The organism is Hymenobacter sp. M1-2, from assembly GCF_057808495.1.
Map to the genome: position 1 here is coordinate 55,567 of NZ_JBTYZO010000009.1, position 25,479 is coordinate 81,045.

General features: G+C 58.2%; 26 protein-coding genes. 17 read left to right on the top strand and 9 right to left on the bottom strand.

What is annotated here, in order from left to right; all coding sequences use genetic code 11:
- Positions 1-23: 23 nt before the first annotated feature.
- The gene (locus ACYSMN_RS10485) at positions 24-779 is read right to left on the bottom strand and encodes an SDR family NAD(P)-dependent oxidoreductase (protein WP_488923826.1); all 756 of its coding nucleotides are present in this window, start codon (positions 777-779) and stop codon (positions 24-26) included.
- 465 nt (positions 780-1,244) lie between these two features.
- Here ACYSMN_RS10485 and ACYSMN_RS10490 point away from each other — a divergent pair, with 465 nt between their 5' ends.
- From ACYSMN_RS10490 to ACYSMN_RS10500, 3 genes are all read left to right on the top strand, one after another.
- Positions 1,245-1,823 (top strand): Crp/Fnr family transcriptional regulator, encoded by a 579-nt coding sequence (locus ACYSMN_RS10490; RefSeq protein ID WP_488923827.1) that lies wholly within the window; start codon positions 1,245-1,247, stop codon positions 1,821-1,823.
- A 418-nt stretch (positions 1,824-2,241) separates the two neighbouring features.
- On the top strand, positions 2,242-2,583 hold the full coding sequence (locus ACYSMN_RS10495; protein ID WP_488923828.1) for a YciI family protein: 342 nt from the start codon (positions 2,242-2,244) through the stop codon (positions 2,581-2,583).
- A 79-nt stretch (positions 2,584-2,662) separates the two neighbouring features.
- Complete coding sequence (locus tag ACYSMN_RS10500; RefSeq protein ID WP_488923829.1) at positions 2,663-3,913, top strand: RNA polymerase sigma factor; 1,251 nt, start codon at positions 2,663-2,665, stop codon at positions 3,911-3,913.
- Between the two features lie 254 nt (positions 3,914-4,167).
- Here the strand turns inward: ACYSMN_RS10500 and ACYSMN_RS10505 are convergent, their stop codons facing one another.
- Complete coding sequence (locus ACYSMN_RS10505) at positions 4,168-4,533, bottom strand: Crp/Fnr family transcriptional regulator (RefSeq protein WP_488923830.1); 366 nt, start codon at positions 4,531-4,533, stop codon at positions 4,168-4,170.
- Positions 4,534-4,619: 86 nt separating this feature from the next.
- Positions 4,620-4,988: a winged helix-turn-helix transcriptional regulator gene (locus ACYSMN_RS10510; RefSeq protein WP_488923831.1), complete on the bottom strand. Its 369-nt coding sequence runs from the start codon at positions 4,986-4,988 to the stop codon at positions 4,620-4,622.
- 93 nt (positions 4,989-5,081) lie between these two features.
- Here ACYSMN_RS10510 and ACYSMN_RS10515 point away from each other — a divergent pair, with 93 nt between their 5' ends.
- From ACYSMN_RS10515 to budC, 3 genes are all read left to right on the top strand, one after another.
- On the top strand, positions 5,082-5,750 hold the full coding sequence (locus tag ACYSMN_RS10515; protein WP_488923832.1) for an NAD(P)H-dependent oxidoreductase: 669 nt from the start codon (positions 5,082-5,084) through the stop codon (positions 5,748-5,750).
- 114 nt (positions 5,751-5,864) lie between these two features.
- Entirely contained in the window at positions 5,865-6,335 is a 471-nt protein-coding gene (locus ACYSMN_RS10520) for a nuclear transport factor 2 family protein (protein WP_488923833.1), read from the top strand.
- Between the two features lie 281 nt (positions 6,336-6,616).
- The gene (budC, locus tag ACYSMN_RS10525) at positions 6,617-7,417 is read left to right on the top strand and encodes a meso-2,3-butanediol dehydrogenase (RefSeq protein WP_488923834.1); all 801 of its coding nucleotides are present in this window, start codon (positions 6,617-6,619) and stop codon (positions 7,415-7,417) included.
- Between the two features lie 86 nt (positions 7,418-7,503).
- Here budC and ACYSMN_RS10530 read toward each other — a convergent pair whose 3' ends face one another.
- A complete protein-coding gene (locus ACYSMN_RS10530) occupies positions 7,504-7,677 on the bottom strand; it encodes a hypothetical protein (RefSeq protein WP_488923835.1) in 174 nt (57 codons plus the stop codon).
- 497 nt (positions 7,678-8,174) lie between these two features.
- Here ACYSMN_RS10530 and ACYSMN_RS10535 point away from each other — a divergent pair, with 497 nt between their 5' ends.
- From ACYSMN_RS10535 to ACYSMN_RS10555, 5 genes are all read left to right on the top strand, one after another.
- Positions 8,175-9,155: a tyrosine-type recombinase/integrase gene (locus ACYSMN_RS10535; RefSeq protein WP_488923836.1), complete on the top strand. Its 981-nt coding sequence runs from the start codon at positions 8,175-8,177 to the stop codon at positions 9,153-9,155.
- A 243-nt stretch (positions 9,156-9,398) separates the two neighbouring features.
- A complete protein-coding gene (locus ACYSMN_RS10540) occupies positions 9,399-10,394 on the top strand; it encodes an ABC transporter substrate-binding protein (RefSeq protein ID WP_488923837.1) in 996 nt (331 codons plus the stop codon).
- 58 nt (positions 10,395-10,452) lie between these two features.
- Positions 10,453-11,985: a sugar ABC transporter ATP-binding protein gene (locus tag ACYSMN_RS10545; protein WP_488923838.1), complete on the top strand. Its 1,533-nt coding sequence runs from the start codon at positions 10,453-10,455 to the stop codon at positions 11,983-11,985.
- Positions 11,975-12,976: an ABC transporter permease gene (locus ACYSMN_RS10550; protein ID WP_488923839.1), complete on the top strand. Its 1,002-nt coding sequence runs from the start codon at positions 11,975-11,977 to the stop codon at positions 12,974-12,976. The genes ACYSMN_RS10545 and ACYSMN_RS10550 overlap by 11 nt, the downstream gene beginning before the upstream one ends.
- A gap of 83 nt (positions 12,977-13,059) precedes the next feature.
- Entirely contained in the window at positions 13,060-14,004 is a 945-nt protein-coding gene (locus ACYSMN_RS10555; protein WP_488923840.1) for an ABC transporter permease, read from the top strand.
- A 436-nt stretch (positions 14,005-14,440) separates the two neighbouring features.
- Here the strand turns inward: ACYSMN_RS10555 and ACYSMN_RS10560 are convergent, their stop codons facing one another.
- Both ACYSMN_RS10560 and ACYSMN_RS10565 read right to left on the bottom strand, forming a co-directional pair.
- Positions 14,441-14,611: a hypothetical protein gene (locus ACYSMN_RS10560; protein ID WP_488923841.1), complete on the bottom strand. Its 171-nt coding sequence runs from the start codon at positions 14,609-14,611 to the stop codon at positions 14,441-14,443.
- A 161-nt stretch (positions 14,612-14,772) separates the two neighbouring features.
- The gene (locus tag ACYSMN_RS10565) at positions 14,773-15,729 is read right to left on the bottom strand and encodes a DUF5996 family protein (RefSeq protein WP_488923842.1); all 957 of its coding nucleotides are present in this window, start codon (positions 15,727-15,729) and stop codon (positions 14,773-14,775) included.
- A 435-nt stretch (positions 15,730-16,164) separates the two neighbouring features.
- Between ACYSMN_RS10565 and ACYSMN_RS10570 the strand changes: the two genes are divergently transcribed.
- Positions 16,165-17,073: an arginase family protein gene (locus ACYSMN_RS10570; RefSeq protein ID WP_488923843.1), complete on the top strand. Its 909-nt coding sequence runs from the start codon at positions 16,165-16,167 to the stop codon at positions 17,071-17,073.
- A gap of 48 nt (positions 17,074-17,121) precedes the next feature.
- On the opposite strand, the gene ACYSMN_RS10575 is transcribed toward ACYSMN_RS10570, so the two are convergent.
- Positions 17,122-19,857 (bottom strand): TonB-dependent receptor, encoded by a 2,736-nt coding sequence (locus tag ACYSMN_RS10575; protein ID WP_488923844.1) that lies wholly within the window; start codon positions 19,855-19,857, stop codon positions 17,122-17,124.
- Positions 19,858-19,948: 91 nt separating this feature from the next.
- Between ACYSMN_RS10575 and ACYSMN_RS10580 the strand changes: the two genes are divergently transcribed.
- The 4 genes from ACYSMN_RS10580 (at position 19,949) to ACYSMN_RS10595 (ending at position 23,297) form a co-directional block, all read left to right on the top strand.
- The gene (locus tag ACYSMN_RS10580) at positions 19,949-21,142 is read left to right on the top strand and encodes a hypothetical protein (RefSeq protein WP_488923845.1); all 1,194 of its coding nucleotides are present in this window, start codon (positions 19,949-19,951) and stop codon (positions 21,140-21,142) included.
- A 58-nt stretch (positions 21,143-21,200) separates the two neighbouring features.
- The gene (locus tag ACYSMN_RS10585) at positions 21,201-21,323 is read left to right on the top strand and encodes a hypothetical protein (protein WP_488923846.1); all 123 of its coding nucleotides are present in this window, start codon (positions 21,201-21,203) and stop codon (positions 21,321-21,323) included.
- 155 nt (positions 21,324-21,478) lie between these two features.
- Positions 21,479-22,390 carry a helix-turn-helix transcriptional regulator gene (locus tag ACYSMN_RS10590; protein ID WP_488923847.1) on the top strand — a complete coding sequence of 304 codons (912 nt, stop codon included), beginning with the start codon at positions 21,479-21,481 and terminating at the stop codon, positions 22,388-22,390.
- Positions 22,391-22,463: 73 nt separating this feature from the next.
- Positions 22,464-23,297, top strand: a complete 834-nt coding sequence (locus ACYSMN_RS10595) for an aldo/keto reductase (RefSeq protein WP_488923848.1) — start codon at positions 22,464-22,466, stop codon at positions 23,295-23,297.
- Between the two features lie 45 nt (positions 23,298-23,342).
- Here the strand turns inward: ACYSMN_RS10595 and ACYSMN_RS10600 are convergent, their stop codons facing one another.
- Positions 23,343-23,549, bottom strand: a complete 207-nt coding sequence (locus ACYSMN_RS10600; RefSeq protein WP_488923849.1) for a hypothetical protein — start codon at positions 23,547-23,549, stop codon at positions 23,343-23,345.
- Between the two features lie 30 nt (positions 23,550-23,579).
- Positions 23,580-24,203 (bottom strand): TetR/AcrR family transcriptional regulator, encoded by a 624-nt coding sequence (locus ACYSMN_RS10605; RefSeq protein ID WP_488923850.1) that lies wholly within the window; start codon positions 24,201-24,203, stop codon positions 23,580-23,582.
- A gap of 147 nt (positions 24,204-24,350) precedes the next feature.
- Here ACYSMN_RS10605 and ACYSMN_RS10610 point away from each other — a divergent pair, with 147 nt between their 5' ends.
- A complete protein-coding gene (locus ACYSMN_RS10610) occupies positions 24,351-25,358 on the top strand; it encodes a hypothetical protein (protein WP_488923851.1) in 1,008 nt (335 codons plus the stop codon).
- The last annotated feature ends 121 nt before the right edge of the window (positions 25,359-25,479 follow it).

Here is a 25,479-nt window from a genome sequence, read left to right on the forward strand (position 1 = left end):
AGTATTCAAAAGTTGTTTACTGCTTACAAGCCGAAAATGCCGCCCGAGACCGATATCTTTTCGCCCGTAACCCAGGCCGCATCCTCCGAGGCCAAAAAGACGGCAACTTTGGCGATGTCCCCGGGCTGCCCTACGCGTCCCAGGGGGGTCTTGGAGATGAGCAATTTCTCGAAATCGCTGCCCGCAAAGCCGTTGCTGTGCGTGCCTTCGGTTTCTACCGAACCGGGCAAAATGGAATTGATGCGGATGTTGCGGCCGCTGAACTCCTTCGAGAGGGCGGTAGTAATGGCATCCAGCGCGGCTTTGGTGGCCGAGTACACCGATCCGGTGGCCATCGGCGAACGGCCGGCCTCGGAGCTGATGTTGAGGATGGTGCCCCCGGTGGCCCCGAACTGTTTTACCGCGGCCTGGATGGTGAGCATCGAGCCCAGCACGTTGATATTGAACTGCCGCTGGAAAGAGTCGACTGTGGTTTCTTCGATCGGAGAGTACTCGTAGATGCCCGCATTGTTGACCAGGACGTCCACGGCGCCAAATTCCTGGCGGGTTTCTTCAAACAGCCGATTCACATCGGCTTGGCTGGACACGTCGCCCTGCACCGCGATGGCCGTACCGCCTGCTTTTCTGATGGCCTGCACCACGCGGTCGGCGCCGTCTTTACTGGAGGCATAGTTGACCACCACTTTCGCTCCTTCGGCGCCAAAGTAAGTGGCAATAGCGGCACCTATTCCTTTCGAGGCCCCCGTAACGACGGCGACTTTGTTCTTGAGCTTGCTCATTTTTCTGGTTGTTTAAAAATGTTAATGTCTCTACCCACTCAGTGAGCAGGGCGATTTGACAGAGCAAAATTGGAGGGAGAGGTGGGGGCGAAACGAGGACATTTGTCACCGAATTAGTCGCCTCAGGAAGACTGTCAGCAATTGTCGCAACAGCCTTTAAAGCTGAAAAAGGCTTGCATGCAGGAAGCCTTTTCGTGGGCTTTTTATAAAGGCCAGAGGGATGTAATGGTCGCGGCGAAGCGAGTCACCAGGGTGGGCAGATAAGCCGGTTCTGTTTTCTGGGTAGAGGCGCGTAGTCGAGGCGCAGGACTTTTAACGGGGACTCATGATGCCAAAACAACGGGCTGCCCAACTCCCATCTGGCTGTTCGTGTTACCTAAAAAACATGAGAGCTTTTCCTGGTTTCTTTGTCTTGGGCAACGCGGCCATCTGGCCAGTGCGGCCCATTCCACTACTCGCGTCGCTATGGTCGAAACGTTCCGAAACTACCTGACTTCTAAAGCTGCTTTCACTAATGCCGAGTTGGAGCAAATCGAAGCCGCGGCCTTGGTTCAAAAGCTCAAGCGACGCGAATATTTGCTCCGGCAAGGCGATGTCTGCCGCTACATGGCCTTTGTCGTCAGCGGTTGTTTGCGCCTCTACCGCACCGACGAGAATGCGGAGGAGCACATCCTGCGCTTTGCAATTGAAAACTGGTGGACTACGGACGCCGAAAGCTTTCGTACCGGACAACCGGCCCGAAGCGCAATCGACGCGCTGGAAGACACGCAGGTGCTGCTGTGGACGAAGGATAGCTTCGAGCGCCTGAAAAGAGAAATCCCCGCCTTTAGCGAGTTGGAAGCCCAGCTGGGAGGGCGCAACCTGGATGCCCAGGTCAACCGGGTTTACGCAGCCATCAGTCACAGTGCCGAAGAGCGCTACGAGGAGTTTGTGAAGGCATTCCCCGATTTTTATCAGCGCATACCCCTGCATATGATTGCCTCCTACCTGGGCGTGTCACGCGAGACCCTCAGCCGCATCCGTAAGCATACCGGGTTTTACTAAAAAGCTGATTCGCAGGGGTAGCGGATAATGGGGTAAGCCGCGGCACCAAAATAAATTTGGTGAACCGGCCAGTTCAGTAGGCGGTCCGTTTGATAAGGCAAAGTTCGCGCGGTCCTGCAGGGCTAGGCGAGGATATTTGTCACTAAATCCCTTCAATTGCGAACTGCCTTGACGGCTACTAGGCAGCAAAGGCCTTGGTATGGCTAGGCTTACCGCTAGTGCTGATAGACTTGCGCGATGAACTGCGCGGTAGAAGTTGGCTTTCGTCCCAGCAAGGAAGCCAAGGTGGTATCCTGAGCGGGCCGACGACCTACTCATTATTTTTTTCGGCGCCCGTGTCCGATTGGGGAAGGCGAGTTCGTCTTAGCCTAAATTTCCCTTCTTTCAACCCTCATATCTTACTCCGATGGACAAATTCATGCTTCTCTACCACAACGCGGCCGTTACCGAGGAAGCGTACTGGGACAGTTCGCCCGAGGCCATGCAGGCCGAGCTGGCGAAATGGAACACCTGGATTGGCGGCATCGCGGCGCAGGGCCGGCTGGTGAGCGCCGAGGCCCTGCGGCCCCAGGGCAAGGTGTTGCGCCGCCAGGGCGAGCTGGTTACCGACGGCCCCTTCACCGAAGGCAAGGAAGTGGTTGGCGGCTTTCTGCTGCTGCAAGCGCACGACCTGGACGAAGCCATCCGGCTGGCGCAGGGCTGCCCGGGCTTGGACAACAACGGCGCCGTAGAAGTCCGCCCGCTGGTGAAGTTCGACTAACTCCCTTTTTCGCCCGTGCTGCCCGTCCCGGTCGGCTCCCTAGCCGGCCGGGACGTGGTACGTCGTTTGTCGCCTGCCCATGTCGTTTGCTTCCGCCGAGCATTTAGTCGAGCACCTGTTCCGCCACGAGGCAGGGCGGTTGCAAGCCCTGCTGCTGCGCTGGCTGGGCGTGGCCCACTTCGCCGCGGCCGAAGACCTCGTGCAGGACACCTTGATGGAAGCGCTGACCGCTTGGCGCCTGCACGGCGTGCCCGACAACCCCGCCGGCTGGCTGTACCGCGTGGCTCAGCGCAAAACCCTGGACTGGCTACGCCGCGAGCAGCGGTGGGGCCGCATCGGGCAAGAGCTACGCGCGGCCGAGCAGCGCGTGGCGGAAGCCGCGCCGCACTACCTGGCGGAGGAGCTAACCGACAGCCAACTGCGGACGCTGTTTGTGTGCTGCCATCCGGCGCTGAGCCCGGCGGCGCAGGTAGCCTTGTGCCTGAAAACCCTGGGCGGGTTGAGCGTGGCGGAAATTGCTGCCGCCTTTCTCACCTCGCCCGACACTATCACCAAGCGTCTGTTTCGGGCCAAAGAAACCCTGCGCACAGCCGGCGTATCGTTGGAAGTGCCCACCGGCGCCGAGCTGACCCGCCGCCTGGCGGCCGTGTTGCACGCCCTCTACCTGCTCTTCAGCGAAGGCTACGACTCCGAACAGCCCGCCGCGCCTATCCGGCAAGAGCTGTGCGCCGAAGCGTTGCGCCTGGCCCTGCTGCTCACCCGGCAGCCGCGCACCGACGGCCCCGACACCCACGCCCTGCTGGCCCTGTTCTGCCTCCAAGCGGCCCGGCTGCCCGCCCGCACCGACGCGCAAGGCCACCTGGTACTGCTCGAACAGCAGGACCGCCGCCGGTGGAGCCAGCCGCTCATCGCCCGCGGGTTGCGCCACCTCGCCCGCGCCGCCGACGCACCCGAGGCTAGTGCCTACCACCTGCAGGCGGGCATCGCGCTGGAGCACTGCCGAGCCCCGACCTACGCCGCTACCGACTGGCTGGCCATTCGCCAGCTCTACGACCAACTGCTGGCGTTGCGCCCTTCCCCCGTAGTGGCCCTGCACCGGGCCGTGGCCGTCGCCCGCGCCGATGGCCCCGCGCTGGGCTTGCAAGCGACGGCTCAAGCCCAGGCGCTGACCGGTAGCTATCTGTACCACGCCGTGCTGGGTGACTTGCACCAGTTGAACGGCGACCCGGCAGCGGCACGTCACCACCTGACGGAAGCCTTGCAACGCACCACGGGCGCGGCTCGTCAGAAGCTGCTGCGGCGCAAGCTGGAGGGGGTGGGTTTCCCTTGATGATGCGAGCAGCAACTCGACGTTAACGAGATTGCCCAGCGCCTGAACATTTCCAAGGTCATCCTTTATAAGTACTTACGCCACCGTAAAGTGGTCATCCACGCCCACCGAAAGACGGCAACTGCTAAGGTCACCGCTTAACTTTTGGACCAAACTTTTAACCAAGGCCACTAGCATGTAATTCTGCCTTCTTGGAAGAAGAGCCTTTATCAGCGAGCAACCGCCGCGTAGGGCAAATAGCTATCCATACCAAATTATTGCTTGAACTCATCGCTTAGAGGGCCCGGCGCCGTCGTGTGGGTGATTTTTGTGACTTCGCCCGTATCTTCTAGGCACTGCAGCGATAAAGTGGCAGGGGTTGCGGTGTAGTAGGCGGCAAAGTCGGTTTCCCACCAGTCTTCCAGAGCAAAGGAGAGAAAGTGGGACCTGCCTGCCTCGTCCGTATACACTAGTTTCAGCAGCCCCTTTACCACGAAATAGTTGTATTTGACCGGCTGGCCGACCTGCACCACCAATGCGTGCTTCTTGAACTGCTGACAACTGAACCGGGCAGCCACCGCCGCAAACTCCTCATCCGTAAGGGACACAAGGTGTTCAATATGCTGCCGAAGCTGCTGCATGAGGATGGAAAGTAGAATTGATAATTAACTACGGCAATGAAAAGCGGTGGCCCAGTTCTTCAGCGTTAGCATAAGCCTGCTAGCGGCTACTGGGATTGTTCAACTGTATGCCGGTGCGCGTTGCCCCACGCCTCTAGCCCCAACCAGGTGGCGGTTAGGTTGTGTCCGCTAGTCGTTAGCTCGTATTCAACACGGGTGGGCACTTCCGCATATAGGGTACGCGTCAGCAGCCCGTCATGCTCTAGCTCCCGCAGCTGCAAGGCCAGCATGCGGTCAGTGATGTTGGGCAGCGCCTGCTTGAGCTCACTGTAGCGGCGCAGCTTCTTGTTAACGTTATAGAGAATGAGCATCTTCCACCGCCCGCCGAGCATGTTCAGGGCGTAGGTGAGGCCGCAGAATTCGTCAAGGGCCGCGCGGTTGCGGCTGTTAGTAGACGTGGGTTTACGAGTAGACATTACTTTCTTTTTTGTGAGTAGCTCACAAGGAGCTGCGGAGTTGCAGATGGTTGGGAGTTGCAGGTAGGTTTGCTGCCTCAAAGAAACCATGTCATGAACATATTGATTGTTTTTGCCCACCCCGAATCCCAAAGCTTCAACGGCGCGCTGCTACGCACGGCCGTGGTTACGCTCGAGACCGCAGGTCACGCCGTGCGGGTGTCCGATCTCTACTCGGCCGCGTTTGATCCCGTTTCGGACCGCCGCAACTTCACCACCGTATGCGACCCGACCTACTATAAGCAGCAGGTGGAAGAACTACACGCCACCGAGCACCAAAGCTTTGCGCCGGATATTGAGGCTGAGCTGCAAAAGCTGATCTGGTGCGACGTGATGATCTGGCAATTCCCGCTCTGGTGGTTTAGCGTGCCGGCCGTGCTCAAAGGCTGGGTCGACCGGGTGTTTGCCATCGGCCGAGCCTACGGAGCGGGCCAATTGTATGACACTGGAGTCTTCCAGGGTAAGCGGGCTTTGCTCTCGCTTACTACCGGTAGCGGAGCCAGCGATTATCAGCCTGGTGGATACAATGGTGACTTAGCCGGGGTGCTACGCCCCCTGCACCGGGGCATGCTGGAGTTCACCGGCTGGACCGTGCTCGCTCCCCACGTAGTATATGGCCCGGCCCGGCTGTCAGACGCGGACCGGCAGGCGGAGTTGCTGGCCTGGGCTACCCGTCTTCAATCGTTGCAACAAGAGACACCGTTCGAAGTAGGCGCCTATTAGTGGCTCTTGAGGTCGGTTGGCTCGGTGTGGTGCCGGGTAGTGATGAAGCCCGCTCAATCTATCGCTTAGCTGCCCTTTTCTCTTTTTTATCTTAATCCCAACCCAATCAACCCCGTGCAGGCTGACATTGAACAAATCCGAACCCTGAAAGCGCGCTACTGCCGCTACCTTGATACCCGGCAGTGGGAGGCTTTCAGCCAGTTGCTCACCGAAGACGTGGTTCTTAAGTTCTACGGCACTGAAGGTCAGCTACAGGGGCAATTTGATGGCCGCGAAGTCATCATGAGCCAGATAGCCCCTTACCTGAACCCAAGCCGGTCCGTGCATCAGGTGAAGCACCACGAAATTGAGCTGCTCACGCCCACTACCGCTACCGGCATCTGGGCCATGGAAGACATTTTGACCTTCACCAACCCTACTGATTCCCCTGTAGCTCAGGTGCATGGTTTCGGCTATTACCATGAGCGCTACGAGAAGCAAGACGGGCACTGGCGCATAGCCGGTTTCGAGCTCACGCGCCTGAAGCTGGACACCACGCCCTGGCCCAACGCCGCGAAGGACAACCAAGTGACTGAGATGAACTAGGGTATGTGAACAGTCACGCAGCCAGAGCACAATGGCCGCAAGGTGAAAAGGCCAAGCAATGGGCACCAAGCTTGTCATAGCGCGTGTCTACCCGGCAAAACCGCTTGAGGCAGCGGAAGCAGTAGCTGAACCAGCAAAAAGCTGATTTTTAAGGCGGGTGCTGGGCCTGAGCGGGTGCTTAGGTTCAGCCAACACCCGCTCAGGCCCGAGGCCTTTTTTCGACGTTGAAATAATGAGAAAAGTAGCAATGCGCTACCTAAACTGTCTTAAAACTCAAAGCAATGATGAATCGATTCGAAGGTAAAGTTGTAATTGTTACGGGCGCTGGTTCCGGCATTGGGGCTGGAATAGCGCGCCGCTTTCTCCAAGAAGGTGCGTCCGTTGTGCTCAACGGGCGGCGCGAACACAAGCTCCACGAAACCCTAGGGGAGGGCGACCCTGCAAAGGCATTGATTCACGCAGGCGATGTGTCAGATGAGGCTTACGTGCAGCGCCTGGTCGCAGACACGGTCACTAGGTTCGGGAAACTAGATGTGCTGGTCAATAATGCAGGCTTCGCCAGCATGGTTCCTTTCGAGCAAACCACCACCGAACTTTGGCGAAAGACCATGGGAACCGACTTAGACAGCGTTTTTTTCGGTTCGCGCGAAGCCCTGCCTCATCTCTTGAAGACGAAGGGCTCCATCATTAATATGTCTTCCGTATCGGGGCTGGGCGGCGATTGGGGGCTGAGTGCTTACAACGCGGCTAAGGGCGCCGTCACCAATTTTACCAAGGCCTTGGCGCTCGAGTACGGTGCGCGCGGCGTGCGCATCAATGCCGTGGCGCCAAGCTTTACCTCGACCGAGGCTACCGCTGAATTCGAGAAAGTGGAGGCTCTGAAGGTGGCTTTTGCCGACCGCCTACCGATAGGGCGAGCTGCTACCCCCGCCGAAATTGCGGGCGTTGTCGTCTTTCTTGCCAGTGAAGACGCCGGCTTCGTCAACGGGGCTATCCTTACGATTGATGGTGGCCTCTCGGCCTCGAACGGCCAACCTAACTTTCTTACTTACTTTAGTAAGAATGAGGCGCCGCGCAAATAGTGGCGGTTTCAGCACCTCTACCACTCGCTAGCTTTACACCGGGCTCTCTTCTTCTATTTATAAGGGATTAGGGGCTGTTCACCGTGTCAATCATCAGCTGTCATGGCGAGCGTCCTGTTTCCACCCAAGTTTTCGTTTAGGTCTACTACCCGCACCATTGCCCCCAAGTCGGCCCAGCCGCTCACCGTCAACGTCTGGGCTACGGCACCGTGCGCCTGACTGGCCCCGGCATCTAGGGCGAGCCCGTCGACCGCTCGCATGCCTTTAATCCTAAGGTAAGGCTTGTTAACCCAGCTAAGCTGCGGGCGCTCTATCGATTGAATTGTCGGGTGCTATCGTAGAATTCCTGTTGGTAGGCTTTGCCCAGCGCTATTTCCTGGTCTTTTAGGTACACGGTCGTGTAGGCAGATGGGTAGACAGTCATTGCAAAGTTGGTGCTGCGGGTGCGGCGTTTGACAGCCGGGCAAGGCCAGGGTTACCCAGCCGGCTGGGCAGGCTTCCATGGACGGGAAAACAGTACCGACGTTCCCAGCCAAGCAGAGTCAAGAGTCGCCATTGTAGAAGACAAAACAATTTGTTTGTAAAACTTCACTTTGGCGCTGTCATCATCTTTGGGATTTTACACGTTGGAGAACTTTTAGAACCTTCTTGGTGGAGATACAAACTTAGTACCGATAATAGTTAATTGTCGGTACTGAGCTTGTATCTTTGGAAATCGACCAAAAGTCGAGGTTTTACTCCTTATTATATAGGCTACATGGAAAACGCATCGCAGCTCCCAGTTCTGGTTCCGACTCGCTCGCACTCGATGGTCGAGATGCCGGCTTCGGTTAGCCGCTATGTAGAGGCCGGTTTGCACGGCGCCGAGAATACCAAGCGCGGGTACGCGGCCGACCTGCGCAGCTTTCAGGATTACTGCGAACATCACGAGTTGCTGTATCTGCCGGCCGATGTGACCACGGTAGCCGGCTACGTTTCGCAGATGGCTGACCGGGGTATGAAGCTGGCTACAATCCGTCGGCACGTCGCGGCTATTGCAAAGCTTCACCAGTTGGCGGGAAAGCCTTCGCCTACTAGCCATGAGGCATTGCACGTGGTGCTCGATGGTATTACCCGCGTAATTGGCAAGCGTCAGCGGCAGGCGGCGGCTTTTACGGTGGCGGAGTTGAAGCAGGCGGTTCGCGCTATGGACCTAACCACTCCTACGGGACTTCGGGACCGGGCTTTGCTGTTACTAGGCTTTGCGGGTGCTTTTCGTCGGTCTGAATTAGTGGCGCTCAATGTAGAAGATATTGAACTGACTCGGCAGGCACTGGTGATTCATTTGAAACGCAGCAAGACCAACCAGTATGGGGAGAGTGAGGATAAAGCGGTGTTTTACGCTCCCAGTGCAGACTACTGTCCGGTACGAGCAATCCAAGAATGGCTCGAATGTATAGGGCGGACTTCGGGAGCACTCTTCACAAGGATGAGCCGGGGCAATAAAGAACGTGCGGCCCAGCCTGGCAAGGCTCGGCTATCGGACCAGAGTGTGAACGACCTTGTACAACTTCATCTTGGAGCTGGCTATACTGCTCACTCTTTGCGGGCGTCATTTGTAACCGTTGCTGTTGAGGCGGGGCAATCCAATAAGGCCATTAAGAATCAGACCAAGCAGAAGACTGATTTAATGATTGAGCGTTACGCGCGATTAGACGACATAAAGCGTTATAACGCAGCCCAGCATTTAGGACTTTGATATTATTAACTTACAGAAGAGAAGCAATTTCAATGTGCTCCGAGTATGAATTGATTTTCTTTATCGTTCCCTTAATAGCTGTAAGCCTTCTATCCTCTGATTTTAATGCCTCCATGGCGTTTGCTCGAGGGAGCCTGGTTGGGACACCTGCCCCTCGGCCATTGGACTCAATCGCCGGGGCGCGTTGGTGGTTCACTATGAATCAAACCACCAACGGGTAAAACAAAAAAATTAACTTCCGGAATGAAAACGATGAAATTGTTGACTAGCAAAAGTTTCGTGGGTGCGATTATCCTGTTATCAATCGCGCTGATTTTAGTTGGCTGCGAACGTAAACGTTCCGGAACAAGCTCGAGCGTTGAAAGCGGTAGGAAAAAAGTTGTCGGCTTTTCGCAAATGGAAAATAACGGACCGTGGCGGATTGCCGAAACCAAATCAATGAGCGACGAAGCCGCCAAGCGCGGTTACGAGCTAGTGTCCACTGATGCACAATCCCAAACTTCGAAACAGTATTCGGATGTCGAGGACATGGTGGCGCGCAAAGTTGACGCCATTTTTCTGGCTCCGCGAGAATTCGAAGGGTTGACGGGCGCGCTCGAAGTAGCAAAACAAGCCAAGATTCCGGTTTTTTTGATTGACCGCGCAGCCGCCGGAACGCCCGGACACGATTATGTGACGTTTATCGGTTCAAACTTTGTCGAAGAAGGTCAACGCGCAGGCGAATGGACGGTCAAAAACACCAACGGCAAAGCCGGCATTATTATTCTCGAAGGCACGGCCGGTTCAAGCGTCGCGCTTGAGCGCAATAAGGGCTTTCTTGCGGCCATCAAAAGCAGCCTGAACATGAAAATTCTCGCTTCGCAACCGGCCGATTTTGCGCGCGCCAATGGGCAGAAAGTCATGGAAAACCTGATTCAAGCGCACGGCAAAAATATTACGGTTGTGTACACGCACAACGATGAAATGGCGCTCGGTGCAATTCAGGCGTTAAAAGCCGCCGGAATGAAGCCGGGCAAAGATGTCAAAGTCGTTTCGGTTGACGGACAAAAGAGCGCGCTCGAAGCGATTGTTTCTGGTGACCTGAACGTCACAGTCGAGTGCAATCCGCGTTTTGGCCCGATTGCGTTTGATACTTACGAAAAATATTTGCGCGGTGAACAAATTCCGCAAAAGATTATTGTGCCCGATAAATTCTTCGATTCGTCAAACGCAGCGCAGTTTGTTTCCAAAGCTTATTAAAAAGCAATGCGAATCAATTAATGATAAATTATTTTTCACTAATTATTAATCACTAATCATGACCAACGAACCGTTGCTGCGAATGCAGAACATCCGCAAAGTTTTTTCCGGCGTGGTCGCGCTCGACGACGTGAGTTTAACGTTGGAACGCGGCGAAGTTCATTCGCTCGTCGGTGAAAACGGCGCGGGTAAATCCACGCTCATTAAGATTATGACCGGCGCTTACGCACGTGACGGCGGCGAAATATTATTAGAAGGCAAGCCGACCCATTTTCGCACGCCCGAAGACGCGCAACGCGCCGGCGTTGTCGCGGTATATCAAGAAGTAAATTTATTGATGTTTCGCACGGTCGCCGAAAACATTTTTTTAAATCGTGAACCGTGCAAATTTGGTTTTATTGATTGGGCGCGAATGAATCGTGAAACCGGCGAACTTCTTAAAAGACTCGGTTTAACCATTGATCCGAAAGCGACTTTAGGCAGCCTTAACATTGCGATGCGGCAAATGGTGGCGATTGCGCGCGGCGTCAGCCTCGGTGCCAAAGTGTTGGTTCTTGATGAGCCAACCAGCAGTTTGACCGAAAAAGAAGTCGGAATCTTGTACGAAGTGATTCGGCGTTTGAAAGCGGAAGGCACGGCGATTATTTATATATCGCACCGTTTCGACGAGCTGTACGCTGTTTGCGACCGCGTGACGGTTTTGCGCGACGGCAAATTCGTGGCGACGCGCCATCTGAAAGGGCTGGAGCAAATTGATTTGGTTTGTTTAATGCTCGGCAAGCAGCGGGAGGATTTGGAGAAAAAAGGCGCGACCGCCTTTGCCGAACACCAAACTGTTAACGACAACGCCCCGCCCCTCCTGACAACCGAAAATCTAACGCGCGGGCGGCGAATGCAAAACGTGTCGCTCGCTGTTCGGCGCGGCGAAATTCTGGGGATGGCGGGTCTGCTTGGTTCCGGGCGGACCGAAGTTGCGCGGGCGATTTTCGGCGCCGACCAGACAGAAATCGGGCGCGTCGTCTTGGACGGCAAAGAAGTCAACGCGCGCGAACCAAACGATGCCATCCGCGCCGGAATCGCGTTTTTGTCGGAAGACCGTAAAGCCGAAGGAATTATTCCCGATTGGTCGGTGCGCGAAAACCTAACGCTCGCCGCATTACCGGCCCTTACCCGCGCCGGAGTGGTCTCGCGCAAAAAGCAAAACGAAATAGTCGAACGATTTATGCGGCGCTTAGGGATCAAAGCCGCTTCGGCCGAGCAAAAAATCCGCGAATTATCCGGCGGCAACCAGCAAAAAGTGTTGCTCGCGCGCTGGCTGTGCTGCACTCCAAAGTTTTTGTTGCTTGACGAACCAACGCGCGGCATTGACATCGGCGCCAAAGGCGAGATTCAGGCGCTCGTCAATGAATTGGCAAAAGAAGGGTTGGGCGTTTTGATGATTTCGTCCGAGCTCGAAGAACTCGTCGAAGGCAGCGACCGCGTGGTCGTCATGCGCGACGGCAAACTAAGCGCCGAACTGCGCGGTAACCAAATCTCGCAAGACTCGATTATCAACGCCATGGCGGAGGTAAATCAGCGTCTTGAACCTTGAAATCATAATCAATCAGATGGCTGAAGCAAATACAATTAGACAAGACACACGCGCGCGGCAGAAGCGCACTTTGAGCGATTACGCGCCGACTTACGGAGCAGCGATTGCACTAACAATTTTGCTGATAGTAAACCTAGCGTTCACGCGGGGTTTTGCTTCGTTTACTAGTTTTAGCAATATTCTCGTTCAGGTAACGCCGACGCTGCTAGTGGCAATCGGGATGACGTTTGTGATTGCAACGGGCGGCATTGATTTGTCGGTCGGTTCGGTTATGGCGATTGCCTCGGCCGTCACGGCAGTTTCGCTCGATTATGGCGCGGTTCCGGCGGTTCTGATTGGTTTGATGGTGGCCACCGCAGTAGGCGCGTTAAATGGCGTATTGATCAGCAGTTTTAGAATTCAGCCAATTATCATTACGCTGGCAGTACTAATTGCGGGACGCGGAATCGCGCAAGTTATCAGCAACGGTGGGCAGTTAATTCCGTTTAGCAACCCGGCATTTGAGTATTTGGGCAAAGGTGTAATCGCCGGAATCCCGGTGCAAATTCTGCTGCTCGCGGCAATCGTCGGACTGGCGATTTTTGTGTTTCGTTCGACGATTTTCGGGCGGTACATTGCGGCGGTCGGCGGCAATGAAACGGCTGCGCATCTTGCCGGGGTGCCAACGGTTTCGACAAAGTTGTCGGTTTATGCAGTCAGCGGTCTGCTCGCTGGCATTGCCGGTTTGATTTATACGGCGCGGCTGGGCGCTTCCGACGCTTCAAAAATCGGCGATGCGATTGAACTCGACGCAATTGCCGCAACGGTTGTCGGTGGAACGCCTTTGACCGGCGGACGAGCCAGCATCATCGGGACGGTGATCGGGGCGCTGATTATGATCGTAATTACGACCAGTTTTAATATGAACGACATGAAATATTCATGGTCGCTCGTTATTAAAGCCGCAATTATTCTGCTCGCAGTTTATTTGCAACGCCCAAAAACAAATTAAAAAATTATCCGAAAAAAAATATACCTCTTATGAGCCAAGCAGAAGCTACGATCCGGGACACGACCGAAGTCAGACCGCGTACAATGGCGGCAAAAATCGGTTCGGTGATGCAAAGCCAGGGCGCGCTCGTGATGCTGGTTGCGGTGTGCGCTATTGCCACAATTCGCTACGAAGCATTTTTAACGCCCGAAAATTTGCTTAACGTTTTGCGGCAAAATTCGATGGTCGGATTGATCGCGGTCGGCATGACGTTTGTGATTTTAACCGGCGGCATTGATTTGTCGGTCGGTTCGCTGCTCGCGCTTGCTGGCGTCGTCGCCGCTTATCTTGTGCCAAACGGCGTGTTCGTTGCGGTATTGGGCGCAGTCGCGGTGGCAGCTCTACTCGGACTGGTCAATGGCATACTCATCGCCAAAGCCAAGATTCAACCCTTTATTGTGACGCTCGCAATGATGATCGCCGCGCGCGGACTCGTTTTAGCCATTACTGACGAAAAAAGCGTGCGAATTGGGCAATCATTTGCGGATTTTATTTATTTGGGGCGCGGCGTTATCGGCGATTTTCTGCCGGTTCCGGTTTTGATTTTGCTAATTGCTTTCGCCGTCGGCTGGGTGGTGCTCAATTACACGCGCTTCGGGCGGCACGTTTACGCGCTCGGCGACAATGACGAAGCAGCGCGTCTTTTGGGATTAAATATTTCGCGCACGACCATCGGCGTTTACGCAATCAGCGGCGCTTTGGCAGGACTGGCGGGCGTAATTTTATCTGCCCGTTTGGGAGCCGGAAATCCGGTCGAAGGAGTTGGAATAGAACTTGGCGCAATCGCGGCCGTTGTTGTCGGCGGCACTTTGCTGACGGGCGGGCAGGGCAATGTGCTGTCAACGCTTGTCGGCGTTTTATTGCTCGGCTTAATTTTTAATATATTTAATCTCGAAGGGCAAATCAGTCCGTGGTGGCAGCCCGTTTTGCGCGGCGCGATTCTGCTCGTCGCCGTGGTTGTTCAAAACCGTCTCACAAAATTAAAGTGAAAATTAACCGCAGATGAACACCGATTCAACCAATCTATATTATCTGGGTGCACTTGCAATTAAAATTTAAATTATGAACGAAGGACGTTACTCTCAAGTATCGATTGAAAATCTCACGAAACAAGCGTTAAAGTAAATTCCCGAACGGTGTAGCTGCCGGTAGGTGTAATACGTAAGCGTGCAGATGCAAGCGTATTCATTGGATTTGCGCCAGTGCGTAGCGCAAATCCAGTTAATATGTATGTCTTTGGCGGATGAGAATGGCAGAAGTAAAATCTTTCCGTCGCGCCAGAGCCCGCAAGATCCCTTTCGCTTTGAGGTCTTTACATTACCTGAGGCGCCGGCAGTAAAGAGGCTGTAGCAGTTTACGATTTACTACCGCCAGACCAACGGCGAAGTCTACACGGCGGAAACCGAGACGATCACGCCTGCGCCTTTACCGTAGCGGAATCGACACCTCCATTTGGGCCAGTCCCATGCTGCCCTTCGCCCCGAAGGGCACGTCCAGGGCTGAAGCCAGCTCGGCCCTGCCGCCGCGGGCCAGCCCGTGGAGCTTGGCAATCGTTACCTGCAGCAGGCCGCGCAGCCGCTCGTGCAGCTTTTGCATGGAGTTGAGCCGCGATTAGGTGGTTCTTTGACTCGAATGTAAAAGCAGTATCAGCCTCTGCCCGGCAATGGGTTGTTTGCGGGCATTGTTGGCATGAATGCTGGGTGAGCCGGGGAAGGTGAGCTTAGGGCTTCTATCATTGCCCCAGAGGATGGAATCGGTTATTCCTGCGCTATGTAGTCCCGCTCCAAACGCGGGCGGTCCCACTGGGCCAAGCTGGCCGCCGCCGCGTAAGTAGAATGCAAAAAGCCGAGTAGTTCCTTATCCGGGGTTTCGGCGGTTTGCATCTGTTCGTAGGGCAAAAGAAACTCGCCCATCTCGGCGCTGAAAAAAGCCGCTTCGGGCTGCACACGGGCCTCGGCAAAACCAGCTGGTGACGGGTAAGCATACGAGTAAAACGCGGCCTCTGCCCCGTGGCCGCCGGGCCACCAGCCGGCGCTGCTCACTTCGTCGGAATAGGCTTCGCGCGTCACCCAGTCGGCCAAGCCAGGCACCCCGCCCGGATGCTCTGGGGCCGGCCGACCCGAAAAACGGGTCACGCACAAGTCAAAGGAGCCCCAGAAAAAATGAACCGGGCTGACCTTGCCGGTGAAGCGGCTGCGAAACTCGTTCAGCACCCGGTCGGCGCGTAACATGATGGCCCAAAACGTTTCGACGGCTGCCGGGTCATAGGCCCGGTGGTGCTCATCGTCCGGGAAAGGAGTTGTGTCGGTTACCTCCACGGGCACGGGCCAGATTTTAACGTCGATACCGGCCTCCCGTAATAAGCGCAGGTAGTGCCGGTAAAAATCGGCGACGGAACGGGGCTGCAGCGCCATCTCGCGGGTTTGCCCGTCGCTGGTGTGCACCCGCAAGCAGTGGCCGCGAAAATCAAATACGACCTCGCAACTGCCGCTCGCGTAAGGCATGGGCCCCGTGGAAAGGCCGCGCGGCGTGATGTAGAGTGGGACCTGCCACCAATGATTGACCATGGGGCTGAGGGCCAGCCGGGTTTTGCCCACCATTTGCGTCCACCGGTGCAACGTTTCCCTCGTATCGGTCCAAGAGTCGGCGGGCAGGGATGGCCAAGGCAAGATATCAGAGGACAAGGAGCTGTTCTTCAGGGGTTTGGATTCCATAGTCGGGTACAAGGGTGGTGTGTTTAGAAGTACTCGCCGGTCTAGGCCAACGCGATGATGCATGGTAAAAAGAATGCCGTAGAGAACTGCGTGCTGCCAAGGACGAGGCCGAAAGTTGGGTTGGCTAGTTCCCACCGTACCCGGTTCAGGGATTCGCAGGTGATACCTAAGTAAGAGGCAATCGTAGGGCTAAGTTGGGACAAAGCTGAATAAAGTGCAGGAACGGTCCTCGGTGGGGCACCCAATAGGCCGCTCAAAGCTCACTGTGCGGTGCAAGTAGGAGCCATCAGGGTTACAAGTAAGTGCGGCACAATTCTACGTAGGACTGCTCGATGATTATGGTCGAAAGTTTGTGCGGATGTAATCACCGCGGTAGCTTGTAGGAGAATTCCTGCGTAATTGGTTCTCGTTAAGTACTAACGCTACTTTAACCTCATGATTGACCTGCTGGAAGCGCCTAGCAACTTAGGCCTACGGGCCCCTAGAGCCGGCGTGGAGCCTGCCGTCAACTTGCTGCCTGCATGGCTAAAGCAGTGGGGCTTCTACGATATGGTGGCTCCGGCCCGTGTGCGTACCGTACCCACTCCACCCTACGCCGGTGGACGCCTGGACCCGGCGTCAGGCGTACGAAACGCCGATGCCATTGCAACCTATTCGCAGCAGTTGGCTGCTTGTGTGGCCGAGGTGGTACGGCAGGGGGTATTTGCGCTAGTGCTGGGCGGAGACTGCAGCATTTTGCTGGGCAACATGCTCGGGTTAAAGTCGCAGGGGCGCTACGGCCTTTTTTTCCTCGACGGCCATACTGATTATGCCTGGCCGGGCCTATCCCAGACGGGCGGAGCGGCGGGCATGGACCTAGCCTTGGTCACGGGCCGCGGTCCTGACAAGCTCACTAGCCTGGCCGGCCAGGAAGGCCCCTGCGTAGCCCCTGAGCACGCTTGGAGCGTAGGCAACCGTTACCAGGACCCCAGCTACGTAGCTGCCATTCGCGAGTCGTCTATTCATTACCTGGACTTAGCCGCCGTGCGACAACAAGGCCTGGCGACGTGCGCGGCCGCTTTTCTTGCGCATGTAGCCGCGCACCGCCTCGACGGCTTCTGGGTGCACCTCGACGTGGACGTACTCGACCAGGAGGTGATGCCGGCTGTGGATTCGCCCCAGCCCGGTGGCCTAACCTATGCGGAGCTAACGGCCTTGTTGACCCCGTTGCTCCAATCCCCGCAAGCCGTGGGAATGGACATCACCATCCTCGACCCCAGCCTGGACCCGACGGGCGCCGTGACGCGAGGCTTTATTGAGGGGATGCGTCCAGTGGTGGAAGCTCTGGTGCAGGCGCGCGGGTGAGCCCGTAACTTTCAAGCAGGCCTGCCATTGAGTTGAAGTTCTGGGAAGTTATCCGCCCGGCCGGGGGCTTCCTCCTTTCACGTCGTCGTTTTTAACCGCCTTGCGTGGTCGTCCCTGCTGGTCACGACCAAAGCGGTAGCTTAGCGAGACGCGGTATGCGCGCGGATAGGTGATGGTTTCTTGTCGCTCCAAGAAGGCCATGGTAGCCAAGGTGCTGCGGTTAACCCAGGAGCCGTTGAAGGGTGAAACAAGGTTGACCGCCACGTCCGCTTTGTTATCCCAGAAAGTTTTTTTCAGGCCCACGTTGTAAGAAAGGTTAGCCGGCCCCCGGCCCTGCAAGGCAATAGTGGGTAGCGAACCCTGTACGAAAGCCTGGGCGGTAAAGTCTTTGGGCAGCTTGTAAGACGTATTCAGGCTCACGTTGGCCGAGAAGCCGCGCTGCCGAACTCCCAAGGCGGGCGAGTTGCGCACGACGTATTCCCCGGTTGGACCCCCGCTCAACTCCCAGTTGCTGGTAGGCTTAACCGAGCCGTAGAAAGTGAACTGGGCGATGGTGTTGGCGGCCACGTTACGGTAAGTACCCACGGTCACGGCTTCGTCCGTGCCCACGCCCCCACCGGGCAGCTCGCTCGCCATGCTGCTGGCGGGCAGCAGCACACGCTCGATGGCATTGCCGGTGCGCCGGACCGAGCCGGTGAGGCTGAAGGCGATACCGTTGACTAAGGCGCTGTAAATTAGTTCATAGGAGTCGGTCAACTCCGGGTTGAGCGCCGGGTTGCCCACGCTCAGGTTGCGCGGGTCGGAGCGGTCCAGGAACGGGTTGAGGTAGTCGATAAACGGCCGGGTGATGCGCCGCGAGTAGTTCAGGCGCAGGGTAGTGGCCTCGCTCAGCACAAGCTGGGCGTTGCCGTTGGGCAGCAGGGTGGCGTAGTCCTGGCGGAAGGCTGTGCCGGTGGGGCGCACCTCGGCTTGCAGGGTCGTGTACTCGCCCCGGGCGCCCAAACTCATGCTCAGCTTCGCGCTTTTGAAGGGGTGGAACGAGTAAGTGAGGTAGGCTGCCCGCACGTTCTGGGCGTACCCGAAGTCGGTGGCGCGGTCGGGGAGCAAAGACAATTCCGCCCCGGCCCCCGCCGCATCAGCCACCTCGGCCACGGAGCCAGTTTGGCGCCAGATGCTCTTCAGGCCGGCTTCCAGGGTTTGCTGGTCGCCGAAGGGCTGGGTGAAGTCGGTTTGCAGGGTGTATTCGCGGCCGGGCGTACGGCCGCGGCTACGCTCCTGCAGCGCCGGCGCCGCGGGCAGCGGTGTGGGGCCCTGGTATTGGTTGAAGTCGTAGCCGAATGTGCCGACGGGGCGGGCGGCTTGGCCCAGGATGCTCCACTCGCGACGCGGCGTCCGGGCAAAGGTGCGGGTGTAGGTGCCGGTAAGTTCCCCGCTCAAGTTGCTGAACACCGTCCTAGTGTCGCGCACAAACTGTTGGTTCCGGGCCGAGTCGCCGGCGTCGTAGTAATTGAACAAGTCCTGTTGGTTATAGCCTCGGTAGCCGACCAACGAGCCAGTCAACGAAAAGGAATGCTGTTCCACCGGGTCGTAATCCACGCTCAAACGGCCGTAGCCCCAACCACCGCCGTAGCGTCCTTGGCCGCGCTGGGAGAGTTGGGAGGGCGTGCTGTCGGGGCGCGGGACGAAAAAGTCGGTGCGCTCGCGCCGGAACGCCGCCGGCCCGTACCAGCGCCCTGCCCCGCCGGCCGAACTGAAGCTGATTTTATCCTTTTTGAAGTTGAGCGAGGCGTTGCCGGTGGTGTTGCGGTTACTGCTGCTTATCTCCGTGCGTCCGTTCACGCCGCGGTCCGTGCCGTTCTTGAGCACGATGTTGATCAGCCCGGCCGTGCCTTCCCCGTCGTACTTGGCCGGGGGCGTCGTAATCACCTCCACGCGCTGAATTTGATCGGCCGGGATGGCCTTCAGGGCGTCGGCCAGGTTGCTGGCCAGCGTGGGCGAAGGCTTGTTGTCAATCAGTACCCGAAAGCTGCTCGACCCGCGCAAGGTTACCCGGTCGTTGCCGTCGACGGCCAACAGCGGCGCTTTGCGCAGCACGTCGGCCGCGGTGCCGCCGGCGTTGGTTACGTCCTGGTCGGCGTTATAGACAAGGCGGTCGGGAAGCACTTCCACCACCGGTTTCCGACCTACTACCACGGCCTCGCCTAAGTTGGTGGCCACGACGGGCAGGCGGATGCTGCCGACAGCAGTTGCGCCGGCCGCCGTTACGGCGCGGGTACGGGTGCCATAGCCCACATAACTCACCCGCAGCCGGTAGGGGCCGGGTGTCACTTGTGCAAGGGTGAAGCGGCCGTTCTCGTCGGCCGCCACCGCCGAGAGGACCTGGTCGGCGCCGGCCGCGGCGGGCAGCAGCAGCACGGTTGCGAACGGTACGGGCCGGGCGTCAAGCGAGTCGAGCACCGTGCCCGTGAGCGAGCCGGTCCCGCCCGGGGATGTGAGCCCTGCGGGAAGTTCCGGGGACGTCTGGGCACGCACCCGGTTCGGTCCAAGAGCGGCCGCCAGCAGTAACACGAGCAGTAGGCCGCAGCGAAGGTTTCTGACCAAGCAAGGGTGCAGGAGTTGACCCGCTAAAAAGAATTGCTGGCAGGCGGCACCGTTACCCGCCGCTAGGCCGGGCGGGGAGCCTAGGCCATAACGCAATGACGGATTGGGGCCGGGAGCGCGCAAAGCGGACGGCAGGCCACTGAAGGGGCCAAGGCAGGGTGCGGAAGCGGTTAATTTTGACATGTGGCAAAGGTGCCGGCGGCTTCGCGGGAACTGCGGAACCGCGCCGGAAACCTTCGGAACTGCCGCGGAAATGTCGTAGAATTGGCTTTACATGGATCAGGACCGCCACGATGCCACCTTTACTGCTCTCTTCAAGGAAGCCTGCCAGGTGGGCCTGGGCGAGGCATTGCGGGTCCCTCTGACCGAGGCCGACAGCCGAGCATTGGCGGCGGCTATCCTAGAGCAGACCGGTCTAGTAGTGGGTGCCAAGAGCCTGAAAAACTACTCGCTCTACGTGCTCGGCCGGACCGAAGGCAGAAAGGAAAATCCGGCCGTAGCCACGCTTGACACTTTGGCGCGCTTTGTCCTGCGGGCCCCGCACACCGACGAGGGAAAACGCAAAACGCACGAGAGCCACTACCCCTACTGGCTTCAGTACCGTAGCCGCTTAGCCGCTTCGCTTCTTCCTCATACAGAGGAGCGCGGCTCGTCCAGGCGATGGAAATCGCTCGGGCTGCTCGTTGCCGGGGCGGTGCTCGTCGCGCTGGGTTTCTGGCAGGGGCGCGGGCTGCTGGGAATTTTCGCTGCCCCCGACTTTCACGACGCCTTTGCCAACACGACTGCGGACTCCCTGCGCAGCCGGGGGTGGACGGTGCAGCACGCTGACCGCACCTGGTGGCCCCAGCACGCGGGCCGGCCTGGCTACCTGACGCTTTACACCTTGCCCGGCGACAGTTGGCCGGCGGCCACGCGCCCTGCCGGCCTCCCCAACTTGCTGATGCGGCGGGTACCGGCGGAAAACTTTTCGACCGAAATCCACTTCGACCGGTTCTTTCCCGCCCACAACTGGCAGCAGGCCGGTCTGCTGCTGGCAGAAAACGCAGACTTTACGGGCAAGCTGCTGCGCCTGTCCTTGTCCTACAATGACTACTTCGGCGGCTACGCCCGCCCGCCCGAAATTCTAATTCAAGGGCTGAGCTCGGCTGAAGCTGCCAACCGCAGCAAGCCCGAGGAATTCGTCCACCTGCCGCTCTTCACCCTGCAGCAGCCCGGTGAGCCGCTGGTTGCTGCCAATCTACACAAGTCGGCATTGAAGATTGAGAAAAAAGGCCGGCGCTTCCGGTTTCTTTACGCCACCGGTGCCATGGAAAGCTTTGCGTTTAAAGAAGCTTCGAGCGGCACGTTTTCCATTGAGCCGCGCTACGTGGGCTTGTTTGCTACGCAGGGCTTCGCGCCAACTGCTCATATTCTTCCTGTCTATCTGGACTCCTTCAGTCTCGTGAAGCTACCAGACGGAGAAGAATAGGGCACCTACGCCCAAGGTGGTACTGGGAAAATCTGTTATGGCCCCTCCGAGGCTGCAGATGCCCCTTTCCTTACTAGGCCTAATGATGACGCCCGACTTTCTGCGGCTGTACCGCCTTCTGCATTTCAGCGCGTTTTGGCTTACGTGTTTCGTGGGCTTCGTGCGCACCCTACTTCCTTAAAATAAGGTGGTTATCATTGTTTTGAAAAGGGACAAAAACAAGTGACTCTTGAGTGGTTATAAACCTTCAATAAGCAAGTAGGACTTTCTTATCCACTTAATCTAACCGCCGCAACTTCTTTAGCAGCGGGTTCAATGCCCTTACCTGCCTTGCGCATGGCTGCTACCGAAGTCGATTACTTTCGAGACATTCCTACCCTGCTGCGGGCATTGCGTACCGTGGAAGCCCGGCACCCACACATCCACTTGCACCGCCACGAGCAGGTTCCGCAGACGCACCTGCAGGAAACGTCCGTCTTTCGCAGCGACACCTACTCCATCTGCTACCTGAGCGAAGGCGAGGCGGTGTACACCATCGGCTTATCGGAGTACCACATGCAAGCTGGCGACCTGTACTTTCAAGGGCCGCAGCACCTGCGCTACTACCGCAAGCTGAGTGCCTGGAAAGGCTTCGTGCTCCTGTTTACCGAGGAGTTTTTGCGCGGCTTGGGCCCGGAAGCGGCCCAGTGCGTGCGGCCGTACTTTGCCCTGGACGCCGACGTACGTCTGCCCCTGGCCCCCGACCAGGCGGCGCCTATGCTGGCCTTGCTGGAAACGCTACTGGCCGAGCAGGACGGTCCGCCCCGGCACCGGCAGGCCATCCTGGGGCACTACCTGGCCGTGCTGTTGCTCAAAATTCAGGAGGCCTATGACGAACGGCATGCCAGCGGCCCCGCCGCGCCCGAGCGTCCGGTTCCCGTTGTTAAAGCGTTCGAGCATTTGCTGGAAGAGCACTTTTTCCGGCTGGTGACCGGGCAGGACGAGCGGGCCTGGACCGTGGCCGATTTTGCCGAGCGGCTGCACTTGCACCCCCACCACCTCAGCGACACGGTGAAGAGGGACCTGGGCAAAACGCCCAAGCAACTGCTGCAGGAGCGCCTGGCGCTGGAAGCTAAGGCCCTGCTCAATTCCACGGCCCTCTCGGTCAGCGAAATTGGCTATCGGCTAGGCTTTACCGACCCTTCGTACTTCGCCAAGTTCTTCAAAGCCGCCGTCGGCCGCTCGCCTTCCGATTTCCGCGCCGCCTAGCCGCCCGCCAAAAAGTACCCGTGGTTCTGCACTTCCTACCGGACGCCTGCCAGCCCGGCAGCGGACCTTTGTCTTGTTCTTCACTCTCAACGACAAGACCATGCACCCACACCCCACGTTTACCATTGGCGGCGACCTGACGGTTGGCCGCTTAGGCTTCGGCACGATGCGCGCCACCACCGGCGCCGGTGTCTGGGGCAACCCGGATGACCCGGCCGCCGCCCGCCATATTCTACGCGAAGCCGTGGCCGGCGGCGTCACGTTTATCGATACCGCCGACTCCTACGGGCCCGGCAATTCCGAGACGCTGGTGGCCGACGCCCTGTTTCCGTATGCCCCCGGTGTGGTGGTAGCCACTAAGGGCGGCGCCGTAAAGTACGCGCCGGGCAAGGTGTACGCCAACGGCCGGCCCGACTACCTCCGGCAAGCGGCCGAAGACAGCCTGCGCCGCCTGCGGCGCGACACCCACGACCTGTATTTCCTGCACCGCCCCGACCCGGAAGTGCCCTTCGCCGAGTCAGTAGGCGCGTTGGCTGACTTGCAGCGAGAGGGCAAAATCCGGCATGTGGGCATTTCCAACGTCTCGTTGGCGCAGCTGCATGAGGCTCGGGCCGTGGTCACCGTGGCGGCGGTGCAGAACGCGTTCAGCTACACCGACCGCCGCCACGAGGAACTGGTACAGGCCACGGCCGACCTGGGCATTGCCTTCGTGGCCCACACCCCCGTAGCAGCCGGGCAACGCCCCGAGGCGCTGGTGCAGGCGGCACAGGCCGCCGGGCTGACGCCCAACCAGTACGCCCTGCGCTGGCTGCTCGACTTCGGGCCGCACATCATTCCCATCCCCGGCACGTCGTCGCCCGAGCACTTGCGCGAAAACCTAGCCGCTTGGTTGGCGCCGGGCCGGTAGGAGCTTCCTTTCCCCGGTCGGTATCCCTGGTTTTATTTCTGCGGCTTATGAGCGCTCCAGCAACTCCGTGAACAGCGTGGCAATGCGGGTGGCGGTGCCTTTCCGGTAGAGCACAGTGGCGGGCTCCAGCTTCAGGGCCGTGTGCGCCAACTCAAACACGTAGCTGCGCAGCAAATCATATTTGTAGGCGTAGCTGGAGTCCAACTCAGCAAACAACTTGGCCCCCTTGATGCTGAATGGCCCAGGAATCATATTGGAGGGCGGGTTACTGCGGATGTGGCATTATTTGCCGGGCGAAGGCCCACTCAGTCCCCCGCGGATTAGGGCAGAAAAGGTGTGCGCCGCCTCCTGTTCGCTGCACTGCCCGGCGAGCATCATTACGGAGAGGGCTTCGCCCGCCCCGACTAGCCCGACACAGCACCGATGCAAGTCAGCGGGTGGCAGGGGGCTGTGGGGTGCGAGCACCGCGGCGAACAACTGGGCGTACCCAGCAAGTAACTCCTGGTGCACGGCGCTCATTTCCTCGCTGCCCACGAGGGCAGCGCCCACAGCGTGCCATTCGCCTCCCGTATCCACGGAACAGTGAATATAGGTGGACGCCAGGACGCTGGCCGTGCTACTCAAGTCCTGTTGAACGCGTTCCAGGGCCTCCTGTAGCGCCTTTACCTGCTGCCGGTCGAGCAACCGGTAGAGTTCAACCAACAGCCCGGCCCGGGTGCCGAAGTGTTCGTAGGGGATGGGTTTGGAAACGCCAGCTCGGGTAGCCAAGTGCTTTAGCGTCAACCGGTCCGCCCCTGCTTCCCGGATGATTAACAGCGCCGTATCAAGCAGTTGCTGCCGCCGCGCCGCCTTGGACAACCGACGGGAAGCTGAAGCTCGCACGATTGCTTTTTCAGTGTTCTTCATTTGATCGCCCCTTATTGTTAAAACGGCCTTTGAGTAAACACTCTAAGTTACCAACAGTAATTTGTTTTGGCTTTTCTGAAACCTACCAATGGTAATTAAAGTTAAGTTACCATTGGTAGGTTTTAAATCAACTTAAGGAAGTCATCCATGTCTCCACATCCCATCCTCCTCATTGGCGGTTCCGGCGCAATCGGCCGCCAGACGGCCCGGTTTCTGCGCGCCGCTCACCCCAACGCCCCGCTCCTCATTGGCGGCCGCGACCTGGCCAAGGTCAACGAAGCCGCGGTCGAAATCGGTCATGCTGAGGGTGTAGTGCTCGACCTGGCTGCCGATGACCTAGGCCTAGGCCCGCGCCCAGTCAGCGCGGTTGCCATCTTCTACATGGACCATACGCTCGCTGGGCTCCGGTTTGCGCAGGCGCGCAAGGTGCCGCATCTGAGCATCTCATCGGGCGTCTTCGAAATTGCCCCCGAAATCGCAACCTACATGCACCAGCCAACTGCCGCCCCCGTCGTGCTTGGCTACGAATGGCTCGTGGGCGCCACGACGGTGCCCACGCTCGAATTCGCCAAGGAATTTAGCTGGGTCCACGCCATCACTATCGGCGCGCTGGTCGATGAGCAAGATACGGGCGGTCCGGCGGTGGCCGCTGACTTCGAGCACTTGCACAAGATGATGCCCGCCGCGCTCACGCGCCGCGACAGCACTTACCTCTGGCGCGCTCCCGACGAGGCGAAAGTCAAGTTCCGAGCCGTCGACGGCACCCCGGTGGAAGCCTCCGGATTTTCCTCCATCGACGTCGTCGGTCTGGCCGTGGCCACTGGCGCACCCAACGTGCAGTTCAATCTCGCGACGGGGGTGAGCTCGACCCGCCGTCGCGGCGAGCCCATGTCGACCGAAATCATTATTGAACTCGCGGGAGAAGACCACGCGGGCCAACCTCTTCGCACCCGTCATGCGGTGGTGCATCGGGAAGGCGCGGCGCCGTTAACCGGGCTGGGAGTCGCGATGGTTTTGGAACGACTGACTGGGCTAGATGGCAAGCCGCCGACCCCGGCCGGCCTGTACTTCCCCTATCAACTGCTGGAGTCAAATGCCTACTTCGCCCGCCTTCAGCAGACGGGCTGCCAAGTACTGCGGCTGGAGGTACTTTGAGGCGCAGCGAGCCCGTCGGCCCCGCCACTAGCTAGGCAAACTAGGTTACCTACTGCAAAACTGCCAGGCCCTTTGAATCCGCGTTGGCCCTTGAATCGGCCATTCGAGCCGGCAACCTCGC